The sequence below is a fragment of the Streptococcus sp. 343_SSPC genome (assembly GCF_001072385.1).
Classification (GTDB): Bacteria; Bacillota; Bacilli; order Lactobacillales; family Streptococcaceae; genus Streptococcus.
In genome coordinates this window covers 92,824-109,958 of sequence record NZ_JVKU01000022.1, presented here as the reverse complement: position 1 = coordinate 109,958, position 17,135 = coordinate 92,824, and the positions used below count along the sequence as shown (strand labels likewise).

Annotated in this window: 22 protein-coding genes; 4 read left to right on the top strand and 18 right to left on the bottom strand. The window is 37.0% G+C overall.

Annotated elements, in window-relative coordinates:
* Positions 1–7: 7 nt before the first annotated feature.
* The 7 genes from ADH27_RS07220 to ADH27_RS07190 all read right to left on the bottom strand — a co-directional run bounded on the left by ADH27_RS07220 (position 8) and on the right by ADH27_RS07190 (position 4,372).
* Positions 8–802, bottom strand: coding sequence for a DUF4261 domain-containing protein (locus tag ADH27_RS07220; protein ID WP_048717017.1), 795 nt, complete (start codon positions 800–802; stop codon positions 8–10).
* A gap of 47 nt (positions 803–849) precedes the next feature.
* Positions 850–1,347: a hypothetical protein gene (locus ADH27_RS07215; RefSeq protein ID WP_048717016.1), complete on the bottom strand. Its 498-nt coding sequence runs from the start codon at positions 1,345–1,347 to the stop codon at positions 850–852.
* Between the two features lie 10 nt (positions 1,348–1,357).
* Entirely contained in the window at positions 1,358–1,912 is a 555-nt protein-coding gene (locus tag ADH27_RS07210; protein WP_048717014.1) for a hypothetical protein, read from the bottom strand.
* A 17-nt stretch (positions 1,913–1,929) separates the two neighbouring features.
* Positions 1,930–2,391 carry a hypothetical protein gene (locus ADH27_RS07205; protein ID WP_048717012.1) on the bottom strand — a complete coding sequence of 154 codons (462 nt, stop codon included), beginning with the start codon at positions 2,389–2,391 and terminating at the stop codon, positions 1,930–1,932.
* A gap of 38 nt (positions 2,392–2,429) precedes the next feature.
* On the bottom strand, positions 2,430–3,281 hold the full coding sequence (locus ADH27_RS07200) for a CbrC family protein (protein ID WP_048717010.1): 852 nt from the start codon (positions 3,279–3,281) through the stop codon (positions 2,430–2,432).
* Positions 3,282–3,412: 131 nt separating this feature from the next.
* Positions 3,413–3,817 carry a hypothetical protein gene (locus ADH27_RS07195; RefSeq protein ID WP_048717008.1) on the bottom strand — a complete coding sequence of 135 codons (405 nt, stop codon included), beginning with the start codon at positions 3,815–3,817 and terminating at the stop codon, positions 3,413–3,415.
* Between the two features lie 48 nt (positions 3,818–3,865).
* A complete protein-coding gene (locus ADH27_RS07190) occupies positions 3,866–4,372 on the bottom strand; it encodes a YfbM family protein (RefSeq protein ID WP_048717006.1) in 507 nt (168 codons plus the stop codon).
* A 119-nt stretch (positions 4,373–4,491) separates the two neighbouring features.
* Between ADH27_RS07190 and ADH27_RS07185 the strand changes: the two genes are divergently transcribed.
* Positions 4,492–5,511 (top strand): hypothetical protein, encoded by a 1,020-nt coding sequence (locus ADH27_RS07185; protein ID WP_048717005.1) that lies wholly within the window; start codon positions 4,492–4,494, stop codon positions 5,509–5,511.
* A gap of 30 nt (positions 5,512–5,541) precedes the next feature.
* On the opposite strand, the gene ADH27_RS07180 is transcribed toward ADH27_RS07185, so the two are convergent.
* The 3 genes from ADH27_RS07180 to ADH27_RS07170 form a co-directional block, all read right to left on the bottom strand.
* Entirely contained in the window at positions 5,542–6,348 is an 807-nt protein-coding gene (locus ADH27_RS07180) for a hypothetical protein (RefSeq protein ID WP_048717003.1), read from the bottom strand.
* A 48-nt stretch (positions 6,349–6,396) separates the two neighbouring features.
* Entirely contained in the window at positions 6,397–6,591 is a 195-nt protein-coding gene (locus ADH27_RS10435) for a hypothetical protein (RefSeq protein ID WP_006596106.1), read from the bottom strand.
* Positions 6,592–6,760: 169 nt separating this feature from the next.
* Positions 6,761–7,327 carry a hypothetical protein gene (locus ADH27_RS07170; protein ID WP_048717001.1) on the bottom strand — a complete coding sequence of 189 codons (567 nt, stop codon included), beginning with the start codon at positions 7,325–7,327 and terminating at the stop codon, positions 6,761–6,763.
* A 341-nt stretch (positions 7,328–7,668) separates the two neighbouring features.
* Here ADH27_RS07170 and ADH27_RS07165 point away from each other — a divergent pair, with 341 nt between their 5' ends.
* Genes ADH27_RS07165 through ADH27_RS07155 form a run of 3 tightly spaced genes read left to right on the top strand, consistent with a single transcriptional unit; the run spans position 7,669 to position 10,012 of the window.
* Entirely contained in the window at positions 7,669–8,487 is an 819-nt protein-coding gene (locus ADH27_RS07165) for a MerR family transcriptional regulator (protein WP_048716999.1), read from the top strand.
* On the top strand, positions 8,484–9,299 hold the full coding sequence (locus ADH27_RS07160) for an ABC transporter ATP-binding protein (protein ID WP_048716997.1): 816 nt from the start codon (positions 8,484–8,486) through the stop codon (positions 9,297–9,299). Before ADH27_RS07165 ends, ADH27_RS07160 begins: the two co-directional genes overlap by 4 nt.
* Complete coding sequence (locus tag ADH27_RS07155) at positions 9,296–10,012, top strand: ABC transporter permease (RefSeq protein WP_048716995.1); 717 nt, start codon at positions 9,296–9,298, stop codon at positions 10,010–10,012. Before ADH27_RS07160 ends, ADH27_RS07155 begins: the two co-directional genes overlap by 4 nt.
* A 104-nt stretch (positions 10,013–10,116) precedes the next feature.
* Here ADH27_RS07155 and ADH27_RS07150 read toward each other — a convergent pair whose 3' ends face one another.
* The 8 genes from ADH27_RS07150 to ADH27_RS07115 form a co-directional block, all read right to left on the bottom strand.
* A complete protein-coding gene (locus tag ADH27_RS07150) occupies positions 10,117–10,971 on the bottom strand; it encodes an ADP-ribosylglycohydrolase family protein (protein ID WP_048716993.1) in 855 nt (284 codons plus the stop codon).
* A gap of 21 nt (positions 10,972–10,992) precedes the next feature.
* Positions 10,993–11,778 (bottom strand): alpha/beta fold hydrolase, encoded by a 786-nt coding sequence (locus ADH27_RS07145; protein WP_048716990.1) that lies wholly within the window; start codon positions 11,776–11,778, stop codon positions 10,993–10,995.
* A 129-nt stretch (positions 11,779–11,907) separates the two neighbouring features.
* Positions 11,908–12,786 carry an aminoglycoside phosphotransferase family protein gene (locus ADH27_RS07140; RefSeq protein WP_048716988.1) on the bottom strand — a complete coding sequence of 293 codons (879 nt, stop codon included), beginning with the start codon at positions 12,784–12,786 and terminating at the stop codon, positions 11,908–11,910.
* A gap of 106 nt (positions 12,787–12,892) precedes the next feature.
* Positions 12,893–13,501 (bottom strand): Type 1 glutamine amidotransferase-like domain-containing protein, encoded by a 609-nt coding sequence (locus ADH27_RS07135; protein WP_048717038.1) that lies wholly within the window; start codon positions 13,499–13,501, stop codon positions 12,893–12,895.
* A gap of 176 nt (positions 13,502–13,677) precedes the next feature.
* Complete coding sequence (locus ADH27_RS07130) at positions 13,678–14,721, bottom strand: DMT family transporter (protein WP_048716987.1); 1,044 nt, start codon at positions 14,719–14,721, stop codon at positions 13,678–13,680.
* Between the two features lie 305 nt (positions 14,722–15,026).
* Positions 15,027–15,347, bottom strand: coding sequence for a TfoX/Sxy family protein (locus tag ADH27_RS07125; protein WP_009730799.1), 321 nt, complete (start codon positions 15,345–15,347; stop codon positions 15,027–15,029).
* Between the two features lie 280 nt (positions 15,348–15,627).
* On the bottom strand, positions 15,628–16,119 hold the full coding sequence (locus ADH27_RS07120; protein WP_042766118.1) for a phosphoribosylanthranilate isomerase: 492 nt from the start codon (positions 16,117–16,119) through the stop codon (positions 15,628–15,630).
* 88 nt (positions 16,120–16,207) lie between these two features.
* Entirely contained in the window at positions 16,208–16,960 is a 753-nt protein-coding gene (locus ADH27_RS07115; protein ID WP_021153049.1) for a CPBP family intramembrane glutamic endopeptidase, read from the bottom strand.
* Between the last annotated feature and the right edge of the window lie 175 nt (positions 16,961–17,135).

The window sequence follows — 17,135 nt, the reverse complement described above, 5'->3', positions numbered from 1 at the left end:
TCATGGTCTAAACATCTAATTTCAAGGAATTGCCTTCCAAATAAACTGCTTTTGACTCAGTGATTTTGATTTTTTGATCTTCTGAAAAACCAATGGTTTCACCGTCCTTTAAGGTGACATCACTGCCTAAAACATACTGAAGAATAGACAAGAGGAAATAATATAAGTCATCGCTATTCATAGGAGACTCGATAATTTCAATCTCAATTTTTCCAAACTCTTTCAAACCATAAGTGTAAATACTAGTTTTATCTCCCTGGTTGATAATTCCCATATAAATCCAGAGTTGAAGGGGAAGCATTTCTTCTTTCAAAAGGTCAGCCAGGTCTAGATAAAGATCTTTGGGTAAGAGCAAGGTGGTAGAACCCTGATAAATACCAATAGCTGATTGACTAGTTTTTAGGATAGAGGCATTGACTTTAGTTAATAGGGAATAAGTTTCTACTGGCGAAAGATTGTCAGACAAAATAGAAACAATGGCGTGTTGTGTGTGCTCCTGTGTTTCCTTCTCAACATCCTGCCAGAGGTAAGAATAGGCATACAATTCTTCAAATTCTTGACTTGGGATAGGTAAATCCATTAAAGCCAGCGCAACGAGAGCACCATCAATCACAAAGGTTGCACTAGAATCATCCCCAGAAACTTCAGAAATTTCAAGCCCCCAGTGAGTTTTCAATTCCTGAACGACCTGATCTAAAGAATAGGCCTGCTTGCCTTTGAAGAGGGTCATGGACAAGATTAGTTGTTTTTTCTTCTCTGACTTTTCTTTCTTACTAGTAAATAGATTTTTTAAAAAATTCATAGGACTTCTCCTTTTTTCATATTAGTTGGGAAGCAAAGCTATCTTGGTCAAAGTGAGTCGAGATGCCAAGTTTCCTCATCCTCAAAACCGTAGAATTTCTCATCAAGTAGCCAATTTCCATCCACCAATCTAAGTACAAACTGATGCTTCATTTCTAAAGCTTCTTGATGATGGGTGATGACTCTTGCTTCTTCAGCTTTTGTCATGATAAAATCTACAGAAAAATCATTCCTTTGAACATAGTTATACTCACTTGGGGAGCCATAAGAATTTCGAACTCCTCCTTCCAAGCATTTTTGAGTCACTCGTCCAGTTATAAGTTGTATTTGTCTATGAAAATAGTCATCCATAAGATCATTCCACAAAGGGTGAAGCTGATTAGATGGGATGCCAAGGGCTTCTTTTTCCTTATCCAGTGCTCTGTTACGCTCAAAAATTTCCTCTTCTAACAAGGTTAAACTTTTGAGTAAATCAAGCAATGGTGTGATAATTATTTCTGCTACAGTTTGATATTTTTCAGGGGTATTTTTATAGTTCACTCTCATAATAAGCCTCTTAATCATCCTGGATTAATTGCTTTACTTCTATGTCTGAAAGTTGTCCATCCATGTAGAGTTTCCTAAGTAAATCTTTATCTACGGTAATTTCATAATAGTCAGTCACAAACTCATGAAATCTCTCAAAGCTATCAAAGAGGTAAGATAGCAACCATTCTCCGCCATCCTGATCTTGGTAAGTCTGTTGATGCGCGTGACCATCATACCAGATAAAGAAGGTTGTTTCATCTTTTTGGTCTTCTGAATAAAGTGAGAAATACTTTTCATCCAGTCCTTTATAAAAACTATCGATGATATCTTGATTCCACTCGTCAGCAGCAAACTGGCTTAAACCACTTTCATGATCAAAACCTTTTATGAGGATCATTTTATCAGTCAAAATCACATCTAAAGAATCACCAGATCCATTATCAATAATATAGCGGACTCCATAGTCTTCCTCAATCTTAATCACGAGTCTAAGCCAATCCTCACTTGGATCTGTTAGATACTCATCAATGACCAGCAAGGCATCTAAGCGAGTTTTTATCTTGTCCCAATCAATCTTTCTCATCTCTAAAAACCTCCATCTTATCCTTGTGATTTATCAAGATCACAAGCCCTGTATCGAGCAGCTACATACCCTAAGAGACAAATCTGAGGGATATTCCACTCATTAGGCAAATAAATGGAACAATCTACCTGATCTCCAAGAGGAGAACTTGCTGAAAAATCATATCTTCCCAAATCCTCATTATTAGGATTTCTTTCAACTTGACCCAATCTGCTAGTATTGAACCAGTCTTTAAACAGTAACCAGATTTGCTCGGCATCTTCGTTTAATAAGGAGACTTTCAAGTTGTAGCTGATTCCGACTCTACATCTTTTTTTGAATCCTGACTCATCAGCCTTACAAACTTTTATAGATCCCTTATCATACTGCCAGTTATCACTATCTAATAGGGGAAATTGAGCAGATAGATTGTCTTTAAATCCCTGCATAGTATCAAATAAATCTTTGGAGGCTGCTTCGAAAAATTCTAGTTTTTCCATACTCTTCTCTCTTATATTGATAGCTAATCAGATTTAGATCAATCGGCATCGACCCAGATCTGGTATTTTTGACAGTGGAGACATCTGAAAAGGTAGCCACAGAGAGAGCCATCCTTAACCAAGTATTCTTCAATATCTTGAAATTCTTCACGAGCTTCATAGTCTGCCAAGACTTGCTCAGCGATTCCCATATCCTTTAATTCACGAGTTCCAACTGTACCCAAGTAAGCACAATAATCTTGGCAACAAGAAAGCCAATATTCTCCCTGCCAACTAGAGTAGCCTGGAGTCTGACAAAAAAGCAGCTGATTCTTTTCCGGATCCAATTCACCCTGCCACTCGGCATCTTGGATAAATTCTGCATCGAATTTTTTGGCTGCTTGACCGTTTGCAATGCAAGTTGGGCAGAGATGTTCTATCTCTTCGATACAATAAGGTATAAGGGTATAATAAACATTGCTTTCTTTCCCACAAGATGGACAAAGCTTGGCTTCTCCTTCAACAAATGAACCTGTAGCTAAGGGATCTGGATGATAGAGAAAATGAGGCAAGTTTTTTAACAAGTCCTGTCTTTGCTTCTTCTCTTCTTTTCTTAGAGGACGAGGAAGGGGAAAACGATTGCCATGACTCTGACTCATTTCTTGTAAACGGCTCAGTTTCTTTATCTGTTTTCGGTCTGGTTTATCTAAAATTTCGGTAAATAAGCTATAGGCACTGGTGTAGAGACCCAATTGCTCATAGAGATCAACTAAGACTTTCTTAGCTTCTAAATCATCAGACTTAGCTAATTCATCAGCCAAATCATAGAGTTCCGCAACACTGGAAGAATTTCCATCTTTAGCATGGTATTCCCTTGTCCGAGTGATAAATTCTTGTAAATATGGATTCATCTGACTACCTTCCTAATGGATGACATAAAATCTTAACAAATGGTAACAAGGACAATACCATTTAAGCCTAACATTGCTTTATATAAATCTTTCATTTCATCACCTGATTTTAACCTCTTATTGTCAGACAGTTAGTAAATTTCATACACAAGCTCTCTATCAGCTTGAAAATATTTGTCGAATTTCACTAAAAGATAAAGGGCTCCAGCTGGAGAGACACTGGCATCATAACCTAGAGCAAATTCGCCATAAGAACTACTTTTATCCAAGATTAACTCCCTTAATTCCAGTTCTGTAACTGCTTTATCAGGCCAATTATCATGGATAACCTTTTGAGCTTTTTTATCAAGGTGTTCCAAGTTTCTATATAAACTAGTCATCAAATCATCTGATAATAAGAGTAAATCCTGTTCACGGTAACCTGTAAAATAAATATTTATGTCTTTATTTAGATATCGCCCTAGAAAATAGATCCCCGAATCATGTTTTTCCCAGTTTATTCCCTTCCATAATGCCAATAAATCTTCTTTGTTCATTTATTACCTCAAGCAGTTTTATTCTTTTAGGAATGTTTAATAAACTATCTAACAAATAGTGACCAGGACATTTCCATTGAGCTCCAGAATCTTTTTGTAAAAGTCTTTCATTTTGACAAAGCAGGTTAAAATATCATCCCTGATTTCTTCCTCTTCCTCAAGATAATCCCAAATATCAGGATACAAGTCGGCTTTCTTGCATGCTTCCATACTAAAGTCTTTCAAAGCCTTGTCCATATCAAATTCTTCTAAAGCTTGACTGATAGCCCCAATTCTCGATTTTTCAGTATAGGCGATATATTCAGATACATCCTCTAGAGGAGTCACCCCTAAAACAGCTTCTCTCAAGGGATTGTCATCCAAAAATTCTGAACTACTAAATCCTGTCATGACAAAGAGAAGAGCATCCCACATTTTGTCGATATCTATTATGATATCATGAGTGTCAGCGGAGTCCTCAGCAAAGTCTAACAAGTCATCTTCTTGGTTAGAAAGAGCTTTTATTTGTTCTAATTCATTGTCTGGTAAATATTGATAATTGGCAATCATTCCCATGATTTTTCTCCTTTGAATCTTGTAGGATAATACTGATATTTCTAGCTCTATTTCTAAAGAAAATGCTATAATGGAGCTAAGAAATTGTTTTATTGAATGTTAAATAAAGGGAAATAGTAATGTTCACTAGTATTGTTTTGGGTTTTTATGCTCTTTTCTTTCTATCCTTATCCTTTACTATCTACCTCTATATCAGACTTGTAGTTGCGGTTAAAAAAGGCAAAGACATTCCCAAATGGATTTACAAACTTGGCCATGCTGTTCAAGGAAGAATTCACGTTGACTATGAAGAAATCACTGATGCTAATGCCCTTAAAGAGATTCATTGGTTCTTGCTGATCTATTTAATCGTAAATCTACTCGTATTGGCTGTCCTCTACTATCATAGTAATAGCTTTCCTCAAGCCATTTATGAATGTTTGAAAAAACAATTTTTCATCGTACTTGTTAGTATGGTTTTAAAAAGTATTGGTAAATTTGTTGTACTGGCTATAAGCAAAAACTTTCATAACAGTCATGTCTATGCATCAACCAATGCTGTTATCGGGACAGCTTTTTTAACAAGTTATGTTTTTATGTTCTGCATGATGATGAGTGGTCTTCCAGCTCAACCAGTTCCAGTAACCATTCAAGATACCACTGTCATCATCGGTAAAACCAAGGCTTCCGAGCTTTTAGACCAAGGCTATACCTTTGGAGATAAAGGCGCAGAGAGTTTCATCACCAATCCCAAAAACGACCACTTCTACTACGGTCAGCTTCTTGAAGTCAAGCGGGATGATCAGTCCTGTGGCTTTATGAGCCTTACTCCTACGGGAAGAGATACTGATCAACTCAAAAACTGCGTCATCACCTATTACAGAACACCTAAGGATAGCAAGCAACTAGAAAAAATTTCCATCAATCATGTCAAGCTAGCAAATCTCAAGCTCCAAGATTTTCAAACACGAAAATTAATCGATATCTTTGAAGTCAATCCAGCTGATTATAACGTCTCTGATAAAGATACCAACTTTATCCTAACCATCCAAACAGCAGATTACGACCTCTGGAAAAGATACCGGATTGAATCCAAGTTCAATTCAGATGGTTCGATTGATAGCTATGGAGTCAGAGCCCAGCATAGCATGTGGGAATGATTCACCATTTCCCCCTTTATCACATAAGCATTAAACTGGAAAAATATCTTCGACAAGTTTATAGGTTTCGATGAATCTAAGGCCAGAGGAACCTTTATCTCTAGTGATTTCTTCATAAATATCTTCTAAATTTTGGGCAGGTGCTAACATCCAAAGACTAAAAGGTCTAAGTTTCACCTGTCCAATTTTTTCAATATTTTCTAATAATTGCCCTAAATCTTTGTGATTGAACCAGCAATCTGTAACGAGAGCAAACTTTGTATTGTCCATCTTACAGGAGATTTGACTGGTCAAAAAATCATCGATGGAGGGCTTTTTTGTTTGTAAGAGGCGTGTGCAAGCCAAATGATATTCAAGCTTTCTAGGACTCTGCTCAACCATAGATACAAAGACAAGCCCATACTCATCTTGGAACTTAACAGTAAGGAGATCTCCTTCTTCAAAATAAGGTTTACGTTTAGTTTTGGCTTTAGTGACCTTTAGAGGTCTAGGATTTTCAGTTTGCAACTGGATAGCAAGTTTATCCAAGACCTTTTGCCTTTGCTTCAAAGCCTTTGAATCTATTTCCAACCAAAATGGATCAGCCCCTTTTTTGATAAGCTCCAAGGTTTTATCTCTAATATCGTCTGTCAGGTGACCAATCTTCCACAGTGAGTAGGCAAGAGCAGTCCAATAAATTTCTGTAAAAAAGTCTGTTTGACAGTAATCTTTTTCCGCATCGAGAATATCCTTGATGATATTCGCTACATGTTCACCGTCTCTATAGCGACCGACTACTTCATTGTAAATGTCATAACCTTGATCACTGTCAATGATTTTAACGCCATCAATAGCCATTCTCAACTCCTAATGCTCAATCGACATCTTATCGATAACTCTCAAAACTTATTTAATCTTATGCTTGTTCATTTTCTCTTGGAAAATATCTGTAAGAATTTGTCGCAATTCTTGAGCTTCCTTTTCAGGAAGTTGGCCTTCTTGTTCAGCTACAGCATACAACTCCGGATACTCGAGCGATACTCTCTTAACAGTACGTGTAATAGCATGTTTTCTAACAAAAAATGGAATCCGTTTAATCATATCTTGAGGAATTAATGCGATAATCTTATTTTACAAGATAGGTTTTCCCGATTTCCATTTTCATGATAGATATTTCTCCTTAAGAAGCTAGATAGTGCTAGATGTTTCTCTTTACTGCTCAATCCGTCTACTCAAGCAGTGGCATACACTCACAAAGAACTTTGTTTGACTATTGAATATCTTCCATCGCTTCTTTCACATATTCTTCGACATCTTCAATCTCTACAAACAGCGGGTCTAAGTGGCATAAGAAGTGCCAATCTTCGGTGCCGCGTTTTCTGTAGAGAATCGCCTCGCCGTCTTCACTTCCGAAAAAGCTTCTGTCAACTTCATACCCTTTGTTTTCTAGGAATGCTTTTGCCTTGCGGAAGTTTGCTTCTCGTGCTTCGACATAAGCTTTCACTTCATCGTTATTCACGACATATGCATCTACTTTTGTAGCTCCTTCGATCATTTTATCGTTTTTAACGGATAGATTCGAAATTTCTTTCCAAATAATGTCCACATTTTCCTCAGAATTAAACGAAAATCTAGATAAAGGGACAATATTTCCATTGAAGACAATCTCCATATAATCCGCTAGATTTTTTGGATTAAAATACTCCACATCAAAACTATCTTCTTTTTCTAAAGTATATCCCGGGATTTGCGCTACAAAGGCTCTTCCCTCTTCTAAAGAATCAAACACGACTAAATCTTTTGAATAATTGTTTTGGTACAATTCTAATAGATACATCATTAATCCTTTCAATATTTAGATAGAAGATAGTTTTTTAGCAAACTAATATACTCAACACGTGAGGATAGAGATTCAAGCATTCTTTTTACTAAATAGGATTGATTGCTAAAAATTTCACCAGCTTACCTCCTCTTGTCTCATCCTCAATTATAACACGTTTCCACTCACATATCAGATATTTATTATTGGACCAAATAACCTTTTGAAATAGAAAACAAGCTCACCAATTCATCAAGTCTATATTTTTTATGAGATTCTTCATTAATGCTAAAAGATTTACAGTTTAAATTTTATTAAAACTCCTTGTTCATGACGTTACGTAACGATGTATAATAGGTATGAGGAGGGGAGTAATTATGGCTAAATATAGAGCAATTCCGGAAGGATTTATGACAGTTGGGCAACTTGCTAAGAAAATGGGGGTTACTGTCCGTACTCTACAATACTACGATAAAGAGGGGTTGCTTTCCCCATCGGCAGAAAGTGAGGGTGGTCGCAGGCTTTATACCGATAAAGATTTAGTACTACTCCATCAGATATTGTCTTTAAAATCATTAGGTTTTTCTCTCAAGGATATAAAGGGGCGTTTGATCTCTTTGAAAACACCTGATGATGTTGCCAATGCTCTTACAGAGCAAGCAGATACTATTCGTAAAAATATTGAACAACTTAAGGATTCTTTGGTCGCAATAGAGCAACTAAAGGTAGAAGTTTTACAAATACAGACGGTCAATTTTAAGAAGTATGCAGACATCATCGTCAATCTACAGATGAAGAATGACTCCTACTCTCTTATCAAGCGCTTTGATGATGATACGCTCGACCAGATACGCAGTCGATTTGACAAGAAAAGCGGACTAGACTTTATGGACAGATTGAACCGCCTAAGTGATCAAATCGTAGAGCTTCAAAAAGAAGACGTACCAGCTGAAAGCGAACAAAGCCAACAGGTTGTGAAAGAATACTGGGGCTTGATTATGGAGTTTACAAATGGTGATATGAGTATGCTTCCTAAGTTGATGGAAGTTGGTACTATTGACACAGCCTCAAACGCTTGGGAAGAAAAGCAAAAAATCGTCAATGACTATATAGGACCCGCCCTACAAGTCTATTTTTCAAGGCTTGGAACAAATCCCTTTGAAGAGGTGAAACCATGAAAGACGCGATAAAGATTTCTGGATTAAAGAAAAGTTATGGTAGCAAATTGGTTCTTGGAGGCCTCGATTTTCAAATCAAACAAGGAGAAATATTTGCTCTGCTCGGAGTAAACGGAGCTGGTAAAACAACAACGCTTGAATGTATCGAAGGTCTGAGAAAATATGATAAAGGCAAGATAGTTGTAAACGGGAAAACCGGAATTCAACTACAGTCCTCCTCTCTACCCGCTCACATCAAACCGATGGAAGCCATAAAACTCTTTGCAAAATGGAATCATACACACATTGATGATGTTATGCTAAAGTCCCTTGGCATAAAAGAAATTGAACAGACGCAATACATAGAATTATCCACCGGTCAAAAAAGAAGATTACATCTTGCTCTTGCACTTATCAGTAATCCGGATATTATTTTTCTCGATGAACCGACAGCGGGACTTGATGTTGAAGGAAGACTATCCCTCCATGAACAAATCCGAAAGCTCAAATCACAGGGCAAGACAATTGTTTTGGCAAGCCACGATATGGCCGAAGTTGAAACCTTATGTGACCGCATTGCTATTTTGAATAGTGGAAAGATTGTCTTTTGTGGTACTCCTTCAGAACTGACAGACAGGTTGGGAAGAAAATATTTCATCCATTTAAAGACCCAGGACGGAGAGAAATCTTTTGAAACAGATACGATCGAGGACACTTTGATTTCATTATTGGAAGAATGCAAACAGAAACATATCCAAATACTGGATATTAAGGTGGATCGTGGCACACTGGAGCAGCATTTCATAGAAATGGCAAGGAGGGGATCGGAATGAAAGGATTCTTATATAGCCTAGCATTACAGTGGAAATTGGACATACGAAGTAAGTCTCTCTTGGTTACTTACTATATTGTACCGCTTATTTTCTTTCTTCTCATGGGTGGTATTTTTACTTCCGTTATGCCTGAAATGGGTAGTACACTCATACAGTCAATGATTGTCATGAGTGTTTCCATGGGGGCCTTTCTCGGCTTACCGCCTTCCTTGATTGAAACATACGGAAGCGACATAAAAAAGATTTATAAAGCAAATGGTGTGCCTATTCACTTAGGATTGGTGACCATGCTTCTCTCTGCCTTTGTTCATTTAATAATGACTTGCTTAGTGATCCTACTACTTGCTCCAATTTTATTTAAGTCAAGTCTACCGAGTCAACTTCCCCTTTTCTTTCTCGCACTGGGCATCTACACTTTCGTATCGTTGAGTATCGGAAGTATACTGGGCCTTACTGTAAAAAATCAAGCAAAGCTTACCATGATAGCGCAACTTGTCTTTTTGCCCTCAATTATGCTCTCAGGAATCATGTTTCCTACCAACTTACTACCTGATTTTCTTCAAGCAATCGGGCGTCTTTTCCCCGCTTCTTGGGGATACCGCTTGATGCTAGATCATGGTTTTGGTCTTGAAAATCTTTGGTATCTGATTCTTGTATCTTGTATCTCAGTAATGACTTGTATCCTCCTCTTGAATCAGCAAAAATCTAACTAAGTACCTGAATAAATCCATGACAACATTAACTTTTAAGAAAAAGCGACGAGATTGTTTCCTATCTCGTCGCTTTGCTGTTTTTAGTTGTCTTTATCTAATCTCTGTTATGTTATTGAAACTTCTTGCTCCCATCGTCTGAGGACATCCTTTAAGGGCTCATCAAGATAGGTATAGGCCTTATCCTTAATCCAATCAGGTATGCCATAAGCTGCTTCTGCTATACTTCCTGTGATGGCAGCAAGAGTATCACTGTCCCCGCCAAGAGAGATGGCATTTCTAATTGCATCTTCAAAATCTGTACTTTCAAGAAAAGCAATGATGGCTTGAGGTACCGTATCCTGACAGGTTTCATTAAAATGATAGTTAGGACGAATGTCATCGAGTGATTGAGAAAGGTTATATCCGTACTCTTTCTCTATGTATTCCCTGATGCGTCTCTTACATTCTGTAGGGTTATCGTTGATCGGTTTTCCATAGTCGCCACTGTAACCTCCAAAGTAATAACGACACATAAAGATAGCATCAGACGTCGCCATAGCTCCCTTGACCCCCTCTGGATGGTTATGAGTCACCTCTGCAGAAAGTCGTGCAAGAGCTCTTCTGGACGGCCAAGCTCCTGTTCTGGCACAGAAACTACAATCCATGACCCAAGCACAAGGAGAAACACGCATGGCTGAGCCATTGCCAAAGCTATTATAAGGTTCTCGATCGTCGCCATCAACCCAATTCCCAAATCTTGCACCGTAACCTGCATCGGGATACATCCTACCATATTTTTTCATGGCATCAATAAAGTCATCCTTCTGACCACCATTCATAATGGCTTCTGCAACAGCACAGGTCATAACCGTATCATCAGTGAAAAAACAATCCTCACGAAATAATGGAAAGTCTTTCGTTTTAATGTTGTCCCATTCATAAACAGAACCAACAATATCTCCAACTATTGCTCCTAGCATAAGATTCCTCCTTAAAGCATATCAAATTTTCAATGGGTCACTCTTTAAAAATGGTACCACCAAATCAATCCACTCTTGAGGCAGGTAAGCTGATAAATAGCCATGGTTATAGCCCTTTACTTCATACAGGATCGTGTTGGGATGTAGCTGCTGAAATAATTTCGCCGATGCTTTCACACAGTTTAATTCTTTTTCACCGTAGATATACAGAACCTGGGCCTTACTAGCAGAAATTGTGTCCTTCAACTTGTAACGCCCCATATAGGTTTTGTAAACGGTCACCAATGTTTTGATAGGCGTCCTTGGCAAATCCTCCAAATAATAAGCTTTTATCTCCTCTGGATAAGCCAGTTTAGGATAGAGTTTGTCCATCATGCTTAATTGAAGTTTGCAAGAGAATTTACTGAACATCAGTTTACCAAATAGAGCTACTAGAAAGATGCTGATTTTAGCTAACCTTGGTTGAGGAATACAGAGGCTTCCATCTATGATAACCTTCTCAGCTATCTCGCTGTCTAATGACAAAAGTTCCATGGCAATTTGACCACCAAGAGAAACGCCACCGATCGCAAACAACTTCCCACCACAGTTTGCTTTGATATAGTCTAGGATCTCAAAAGCAGAATCTTCCGTAGAAACATAATCGATGTGATATTCTTCGCCGTGGCCATTCAAAGTGGGTAAAATAACACGGTAGTCTTCTGACAAGATCCGCGCTTGACGAAGATAATTCCACCAAGAACTGCCACCGCCATGTATCAGTAAGATAGGAGGCAAATTCTTATCACCAAATTCATGGAATTTCATGTTTAAACTCCTTACTGTAAGACTTTAACTCGTAGTGATAAAAATCATCTGTTTTAAAGATAGTTAGATATATTTGAAATTGAGCAAATAATCCTGACATTTCTTCAAATTGATATTTAAGCTCTTTTATTATTCAGTCTTCTTCTTGTTCAAGTACCAACTAGGAATGATTTGATTCAAATCATCATACCATTCTAAAATTTCCTTAGCTTGATGTTGCATTACTGATATTTCTTCAGCTCCGTAAGGTACAGCCCATGACAGAGCACCAACTATGTTATTTAGAATATAGATAGCGAGAAGCTTCCAAAATAAATCCGGAACCTTATGATCAAAATATCCATCTATCATACCAGACGCAAAAGAGGGAGAGACTTGAGCAGACCATACAATACGATTGAATTCCTCCCAAGGATCCCCGACGTCAAAGCGATCAAAATCAATGACATAAATTTTACAATCTTCACCAATCATGAAATTTCCGATATGATAATCTCCATGTTGGAAAACCTGAGGTCTGTCTTTTAACAATTCTCGATTTGCATTTAAAAAATCAATAAAAATCTGACCATTTTCGTATTGAACGGGGCATTCTTTGTATTTTTTGATTTTGTCATCAATTTTACGATTAAAAAAGGATTCCCAATCTTCACGAACTTCTGTAACAGGAAGAGAGTGAATTTTTCGAAGAATACTTCCTGCTTCTACTCCGTAAGTGTATTGTTGTTCTTTCGAAACAGTTAAAATGGTTTCTCGAGCATCTTTCCCATCTATCCACTCGTGTATAGAATGTACTTCGTCACCGCAGAGTTCAATGCTAATTGGTTTACACATCGAAACTCCAAGAGAAGCCACCTTCTCCATCATATCAAATTCAAATTTTTTAGAATCTAACTTATCCTTATCAGAAACACGCAAGAAATATTTTTGCTGATTTTGATCTGTCACACAATATTTTTTATCATCTGACCAGCCTTTATTTATGCCTATCTTACTAATAAAATTCATCAAGCACTCTCCGATTCACTTTCCAACACTTCTTGCAGTTTTCACTAGTAACCCATCCAGTTCGTCTACACTTTAGTCACCTAGATCAAGATTTAGATAATGGAATCTAGTCAATTTTCTCAATAATGTTTCCAAGTTTATCTAATACAAGACAGGAATGATCATTTAGTGGAATTATGGGAACATTAACGAGTTCTTCAGCTCTATCCTTATTAGCTTTATCATTCCAGGAATCATAATGGACACTAATTAAAAACTGACTAAAGAGTCCTAATCCATTTTTTATCTTTATCTGATGATCTGCATTATCATTAGGTGAAACATAAACTTTTTCTCCTAATAATAGGGCTCCTGCAGAAAATCCCATAACTTTCGCCCCTTTATTCAGCATACGATCGATATAATTTTTGAACTGCTGATTGACGTAAGTAGCTAAATACTTTTCCGTATTTCCACCACCGATAATAATTAGATCAGCATCTAGATAGCTATCAAAATTAATCTGCTCAGTGTCCAAGAGTAAGTAATCAGTGTTTAGATTAGGACATTGACTTCGGAAAACTTCCGTGTACTTTTTCATATACGGTTCCCAATTTTCTCGATAAACTGTAAAAATGACAATTCTTTCGATCTTCCTTGATGACACAATTTTATTAACAACCGTATGGTTCTTTATCGGCGGATTTCCACCCATCAAAAAAATTTGTGTTTCCATTTTTTCTTTGTCCTTTCTCAAAAACGAGGCAAAGATGGTACTCCAACTTTTAATCTGTCCATACAAGTTTTGCCGATAGCTCTCAGAAACTCTTCACATCTACCGAATTTCAGAACAAAAGCAGCTCCTTCTGATTTCATATCAGCCTCTCGTAATAGCCTGTCTTATATTTGCTTTTACCTATCTTTTTCCTTTCCTAGATTCTCTAGTTCCTCGATAGAATGACGATGCCTGTGCTTCTCTTCTGTTAGATAATGCTTGTGGACATGCGAATGCCTTACCGTATGCGTGTGGGTACTTCCGCCATGGCTATGCGTGAATGTATGCTGGTGTTCATGGTCATGTTGGCGAATAAACGTATCGACTACCACTAAAGCAGAACCAATGACCATCACGATCAAGGCGATCACATACATCCAGGATAAGGATTCACTTAAAAATACAAAAGCAAGGAGAGCTCCGATCAACGGATTGACAGCATAATAGGCACTAGTTTTAGCTGCTCCGAGAACATTCTGGGCTCTCACATACATGAAAATGCTGAGTCCGTAAGCCACAAAACCTAAAGCCAAGGCAATGGCGATATAGCCAAATCCTGGAAAGGACTCTTTTTTTATAAGGGAAATGACCAGAGCGCCAAGACCTGAGCATAGGCCTTTTAGCATGACAATTTGATAGGTGCTCTTTGATGATAGTTCTCTAGTGCAGTTATTTTCAAGTCCCCAGCAAACGGTAGCCATGATCACCAGCAAAGAACCATAAGAGAAATGAAAGCTGTCTGTTCCTTCAAACGACAGCAAGATGCTTGACAGGGTGATTAGCCCAATAGCTACCCATAATCTTTTGGTTACAGCTTCTTTAAAGAGAATCAGTGCAATGACCGTCGTCGCCACAATTTCAAAATTGCCGAGAAGCGAGGCATTGGCAGAGGAACCATAGCTGATTCCAAGCATCAGAAAAATCGGTGCAGCAATATCGAGAACAATCATTCCGACAATATAGGGAAGTTCCGCTTTTGTCAGGCTCTCAGCTTTCTCCCTGTCCTTCTTATTAAAGAGTGACATCATCCCAATACCAATCCCAGCACCAAGATACAACAATGCTGCCATTGTAGTCGGGCCCACATGCTGCAAAAGAACCTTTGATATCGGTACATTTATGGCATAAAAAACAGCTGCCAGAAAGGCAAACATAATTGCTTTGAGCTTATTTTGCTCCATCAATTTTACTCCTCTATTTCATTAATTCTGGTCATGGCATCTATATCACAGCCCAGATCCAAACCAAAGTATCACTCCATCCAAACAGGAATTCGCTTAGAACTCAAAAGGTTTGGGGAGTTCAAAGCTCCAGTGGAGCTTTGAAGCCTCTCGCCTTGAAATGTCAAAGCGAGTGGTTTAACTGCGTTTTATTAACAAACTTACACACTCAACATGCGCAGTCATCGAGAACATATTCACATACTTTTTAACGATCGCATAAGGTTATCGTTAAATGGTATTTACCTAGATAAACTGAGATTTTATTATTTCTTTTTCTTTGGTTTTGGTGTAGGTAACTCATCATACATTGAATTAAATAAGCCGGTTAAATATTCTTTGTTGTCAACATCATCTACCAATAGCATTTCCTTTGCACCTTCATACGGCAATTCGTATTCTACATTCGGCATATACGCAATTGCAGATTTGACAGGCTTCACTAAAAATCTATCATCATAAATTCCACCTATGATTTTCCCTCGATAATAAATTATATACTCACCCATCATTGCTCTATATGATATTTCTTCCAACTCGGACAATTGTTCTAAAATGAAATCTAAATATTCTTTACTTGAAGCCATTTTTGCTATCTCCCTTAATTACTAAAATTTCAATAGTCCATTTTCATCAAATTGAAAATTGGGTCCCCAAGAAACTTCCCAATAATATCCATCTAAATCCGAAAAATATGCGTGATATTCACCCCAGAAAAGTACCTGTGGCTCTTTTACAGTTTTTCCACCTGCTTTTCATTACTAATTCTATTACTAGCCAATATAGTATAAATTAAATGACCAATAAAATTGAAGATAAAATAACATAGCAGCCATTCCTACAACTTACTACTTTTCATATGATAATTTACAAATGTCTTTCCAGCCACTCGATCTTTTTAAAATCCTTATTGTTATTGTGATCATTTCGATAGGAGTCTTGAGAAGAAGCTTTGTAAATACTTAGATACTGCTCCAGACTTGGAAGACGAAAAGTGATGCCTTCAATGTGAATAAGCTCTATATCCGATTCCGAAACTCCTGCAAAATCAAGTAAGGAATCGATACTTCCAAATTCAACACTCACTCTATCCTTTTGGAATTCATGCTCATGAATATCTATTAAGACGTAGCCTAAGTCTTTCATCACTTTCATTATCTTGAACCAGTCATAAATTCTGAGATGATCAGGTGCTTCCCAACCTCTAGGGTCACCAGGTACATGAATGTCAATGTCAGACGGCCCCCAATTTTCTTTCGTTCTAAACTCCAATCCCAAAGAACCCATCAGTGTCGGTGTAATTCCGACTCGATTTAAATGGAAACAAATGGTTTTAAATTCTTCAAATAAGAGACTCATATTTACTCTAAACCTTTCATCTAAATGTTCGTTATTTCTACTTTATTCCCTTGAACAAAATCATCTTCATTTTCTAGAGTATATCCAGTTATTTTGGATACAAACTCTTTTCCTTACTAATTCTATTACTCGCCAATATTGTATAAATTAAATAAGCAATAAAAATGATAATAAAAATAACATTAATTTTTAACACAAAATAGAGATTTAACAAATTTGCGAACGCATGAAATATTATACAGTATCCCACAGATTTCGTTTGACGGTAAAGAAGCCCTAAAACAAAACTTAAAAATAATGTATATATAAAAAATAAAATAAAAGGAAATCCTTGATGACTTTCTCCAACTATAAACCATAAAGGCAGATGCCAAATTCCCCAGATTGATCCTACAATCAAATTAGATTGCCAATAAGTATATTTTTTATCAAGTAACGGCTGTAATATTCCTCTCCATCCTAATTCTTCATGTCCACCACCAAAAAAAATTAGTTGTATAAAGAATAATGGCATCAGATAAATGGATACTCCGTTTAATTCTAAGGAAGATACAGAAAATAGTATCAAAATTGCTAACAGATGAATAATGAAATAAATACTACTATTTTCTTTCTTACTAAATAAAAATTGTTTAAATTTTATATTATTCCTTTTCAAATAAAAGCCACTTGCAATAGCTGGACCAAGTGCACCTACTATATGTAACATTCTCCCTATAAATGTTTCTAATCCCAAAATATGAGATTGCGTAAAGATGGTAAGAATTCCCCAAGCTATATAAGTAATTCCAAATGTACAATAAAGATAATTTTTTAAATTCTTTTTGTCAATTTCTGTCATTTTTTTCCTAATCTTGATTATTCTACGTATAAAATTTTTTTACTGTTTCTTACTTGCTGTCGATTATAACTACCTATATTCTATCACAAAAACACAAAAAAAGCCTTACAATCAAGGCTTTTCATTATTGGTACATTCTGAGGTTTTTACGATTTTACCAGCAAAGCAACACACT

Bases quoted from the DNA above. Each gene is read 5' to 3' on its own strand.
- ADH27_RS10435 (WP_006596106.1), bottom strand. From the start codon at position 6,591: ATGATTAAACGGATTCCATTTTTTGTTAGAAAACATGCTATTACACGT.
- ADH27_RS07185 (WP_048717005.1), top strand. From the start codon at position 4,492: ATGTTCACTAGTATTGTTTTGGGTTTTTATGCTCTTTTCTTTCTATCC.
- ADH27_RS07215 (WP_048717016.1), bottom strand. From the start codon at position 1,347: ATGAGAGTGAACTATAAAAATACCCCTGAAAAATATCAAACTGTAGCA.
- ADH27_RS07195 (WP_048717008.1), bottom strand. From the start codon at position 3,817: ATGAACAAAGAAGATTTATTGGCATTATGGAAGGGAATAAACTGGGAA.
- ADH27_RS07155 (WP_048716995.1), top strand. From the start codon at position 9,296: ATGAAAGGATTCTTATATAGCCTAGCATTACAGTGGAAATTGGACATA.
- ADH27_RS07120 (WP_042766118.1), bottom strand. From the start codon at position 16,119: ATGAGTCTCTTATTTGAAGAATTTAAAACCATTTGTTTCCATTTAAAT.
- ADH27_RS07180 (WP_048717003.1), bottom strand. From the start codon at position 6,348: ATGGCTATTGATGGCGTTAAAATCATTGACAGTGATCAAGGTTATGAC.
- ADH27_RS07150 (WP_048716993.1), bottom strand. From the start codon at position 10,971: ATGCTAGGAGCAATAGTTGGAGATATTGTTGGTTCTGTTTATGAATGG.
- ADH27_RS07190 (WP_048717006.1), bottom strand. From the start codon at position 4,372: ATGGGAATGATTGCCAATTATCAATATTTACCAGACAATGAATTAGAA.
- ADH27_RS07220 (WP_048717017.1), bottom strand. From the start codon at position 802: ATGAATTTTTTAAAAAATCTATTTACTAGTAAGAAAGAAAAGTCAGAG.
- ADH27_RS07210 (WP_048717014.1), bottom strand. From the start codon at position 1,912: ATGAGAAAGATTGATTGGGACAAGATAAAAACTCGCTTAGATGCCTTG.
- ADH27_RS07145 (WP_048716990.1), bottom strand. From the start codon at position 11,778: ATGAAATTCCATGAATTTGGTGATAAGAATTTGCCTCCTATCTTACTG.
- ADH27_RS07170 (WP_048717001.1), bottom strand. From the start codon at position 7,327: ATGTATCTATTAGAATTGTACCAAAACAATTATTCAAAAGATTTAGTC.
- ADH27_RS07200 (WP_048717010.1), bottom strand. From the start codon at position 3,281: ATGAATCCATATTTACAAGAATTTATCACTCGGACAAGGGAATACCAT.
- ADH27_RS07115 (WP_021153049.1), bottom strand. From the start codon at position 16,960: ATGACAGAAATTGACAAAAAGAATTTAAAAAATTATCTTTATTGTACA.
- ADH27_RS07160 (WP_048716997.1), top strand. From the start codon at position 8,484: ATGAAAGACGCGATAAAGATTTCTGGATTAAAGAAAAGTTATGGTAGC.
- ADH27_RS07125 (WP_009730799.1), bottom strand. From the start codon at position 15,347: ATGGCTTCAAGTAAAGAATATTTAGATTTCATTTTAGAACAATTGTCC.
- ADH27_RS07130 (WP_048716987.1), bottom strand. From the start codon at position 14,721: ATGGAGCAAAATAAGCTCAAAGCAATTATGTTTGCCTTTCTGGCAGCT.
- ADH27_RS07165 (WP_048716999.1), top strand. From the start codon at position 7,669: ATGAGGAGGGGAGTAATTATGGCTAAATATAGAGCAATTCCGGAAGGA.
- ADH27_RS07135 (WP_048717038.1), bottom strand. From the start codon at position 13,501: ATGGAAACACAAATTTTTTTGATGGGTGGAAATCCGCCGATAAAGAAC.
- ADH27_RS07205 (WP_048717012.1), bottom strand. From the start codon at position 2,391: ATGGAAAAACTAGAATTTTTCGAAGCAGCCTCCAAAGATTTATTTGAT.
- ADH27_RS07140 (WP_048716988.1), bottom strand. From the start codon at position 12,786: ATGAATTTTATTAGTAAGATAGGCATAAATAAAGGCTGGTCAGATGAT.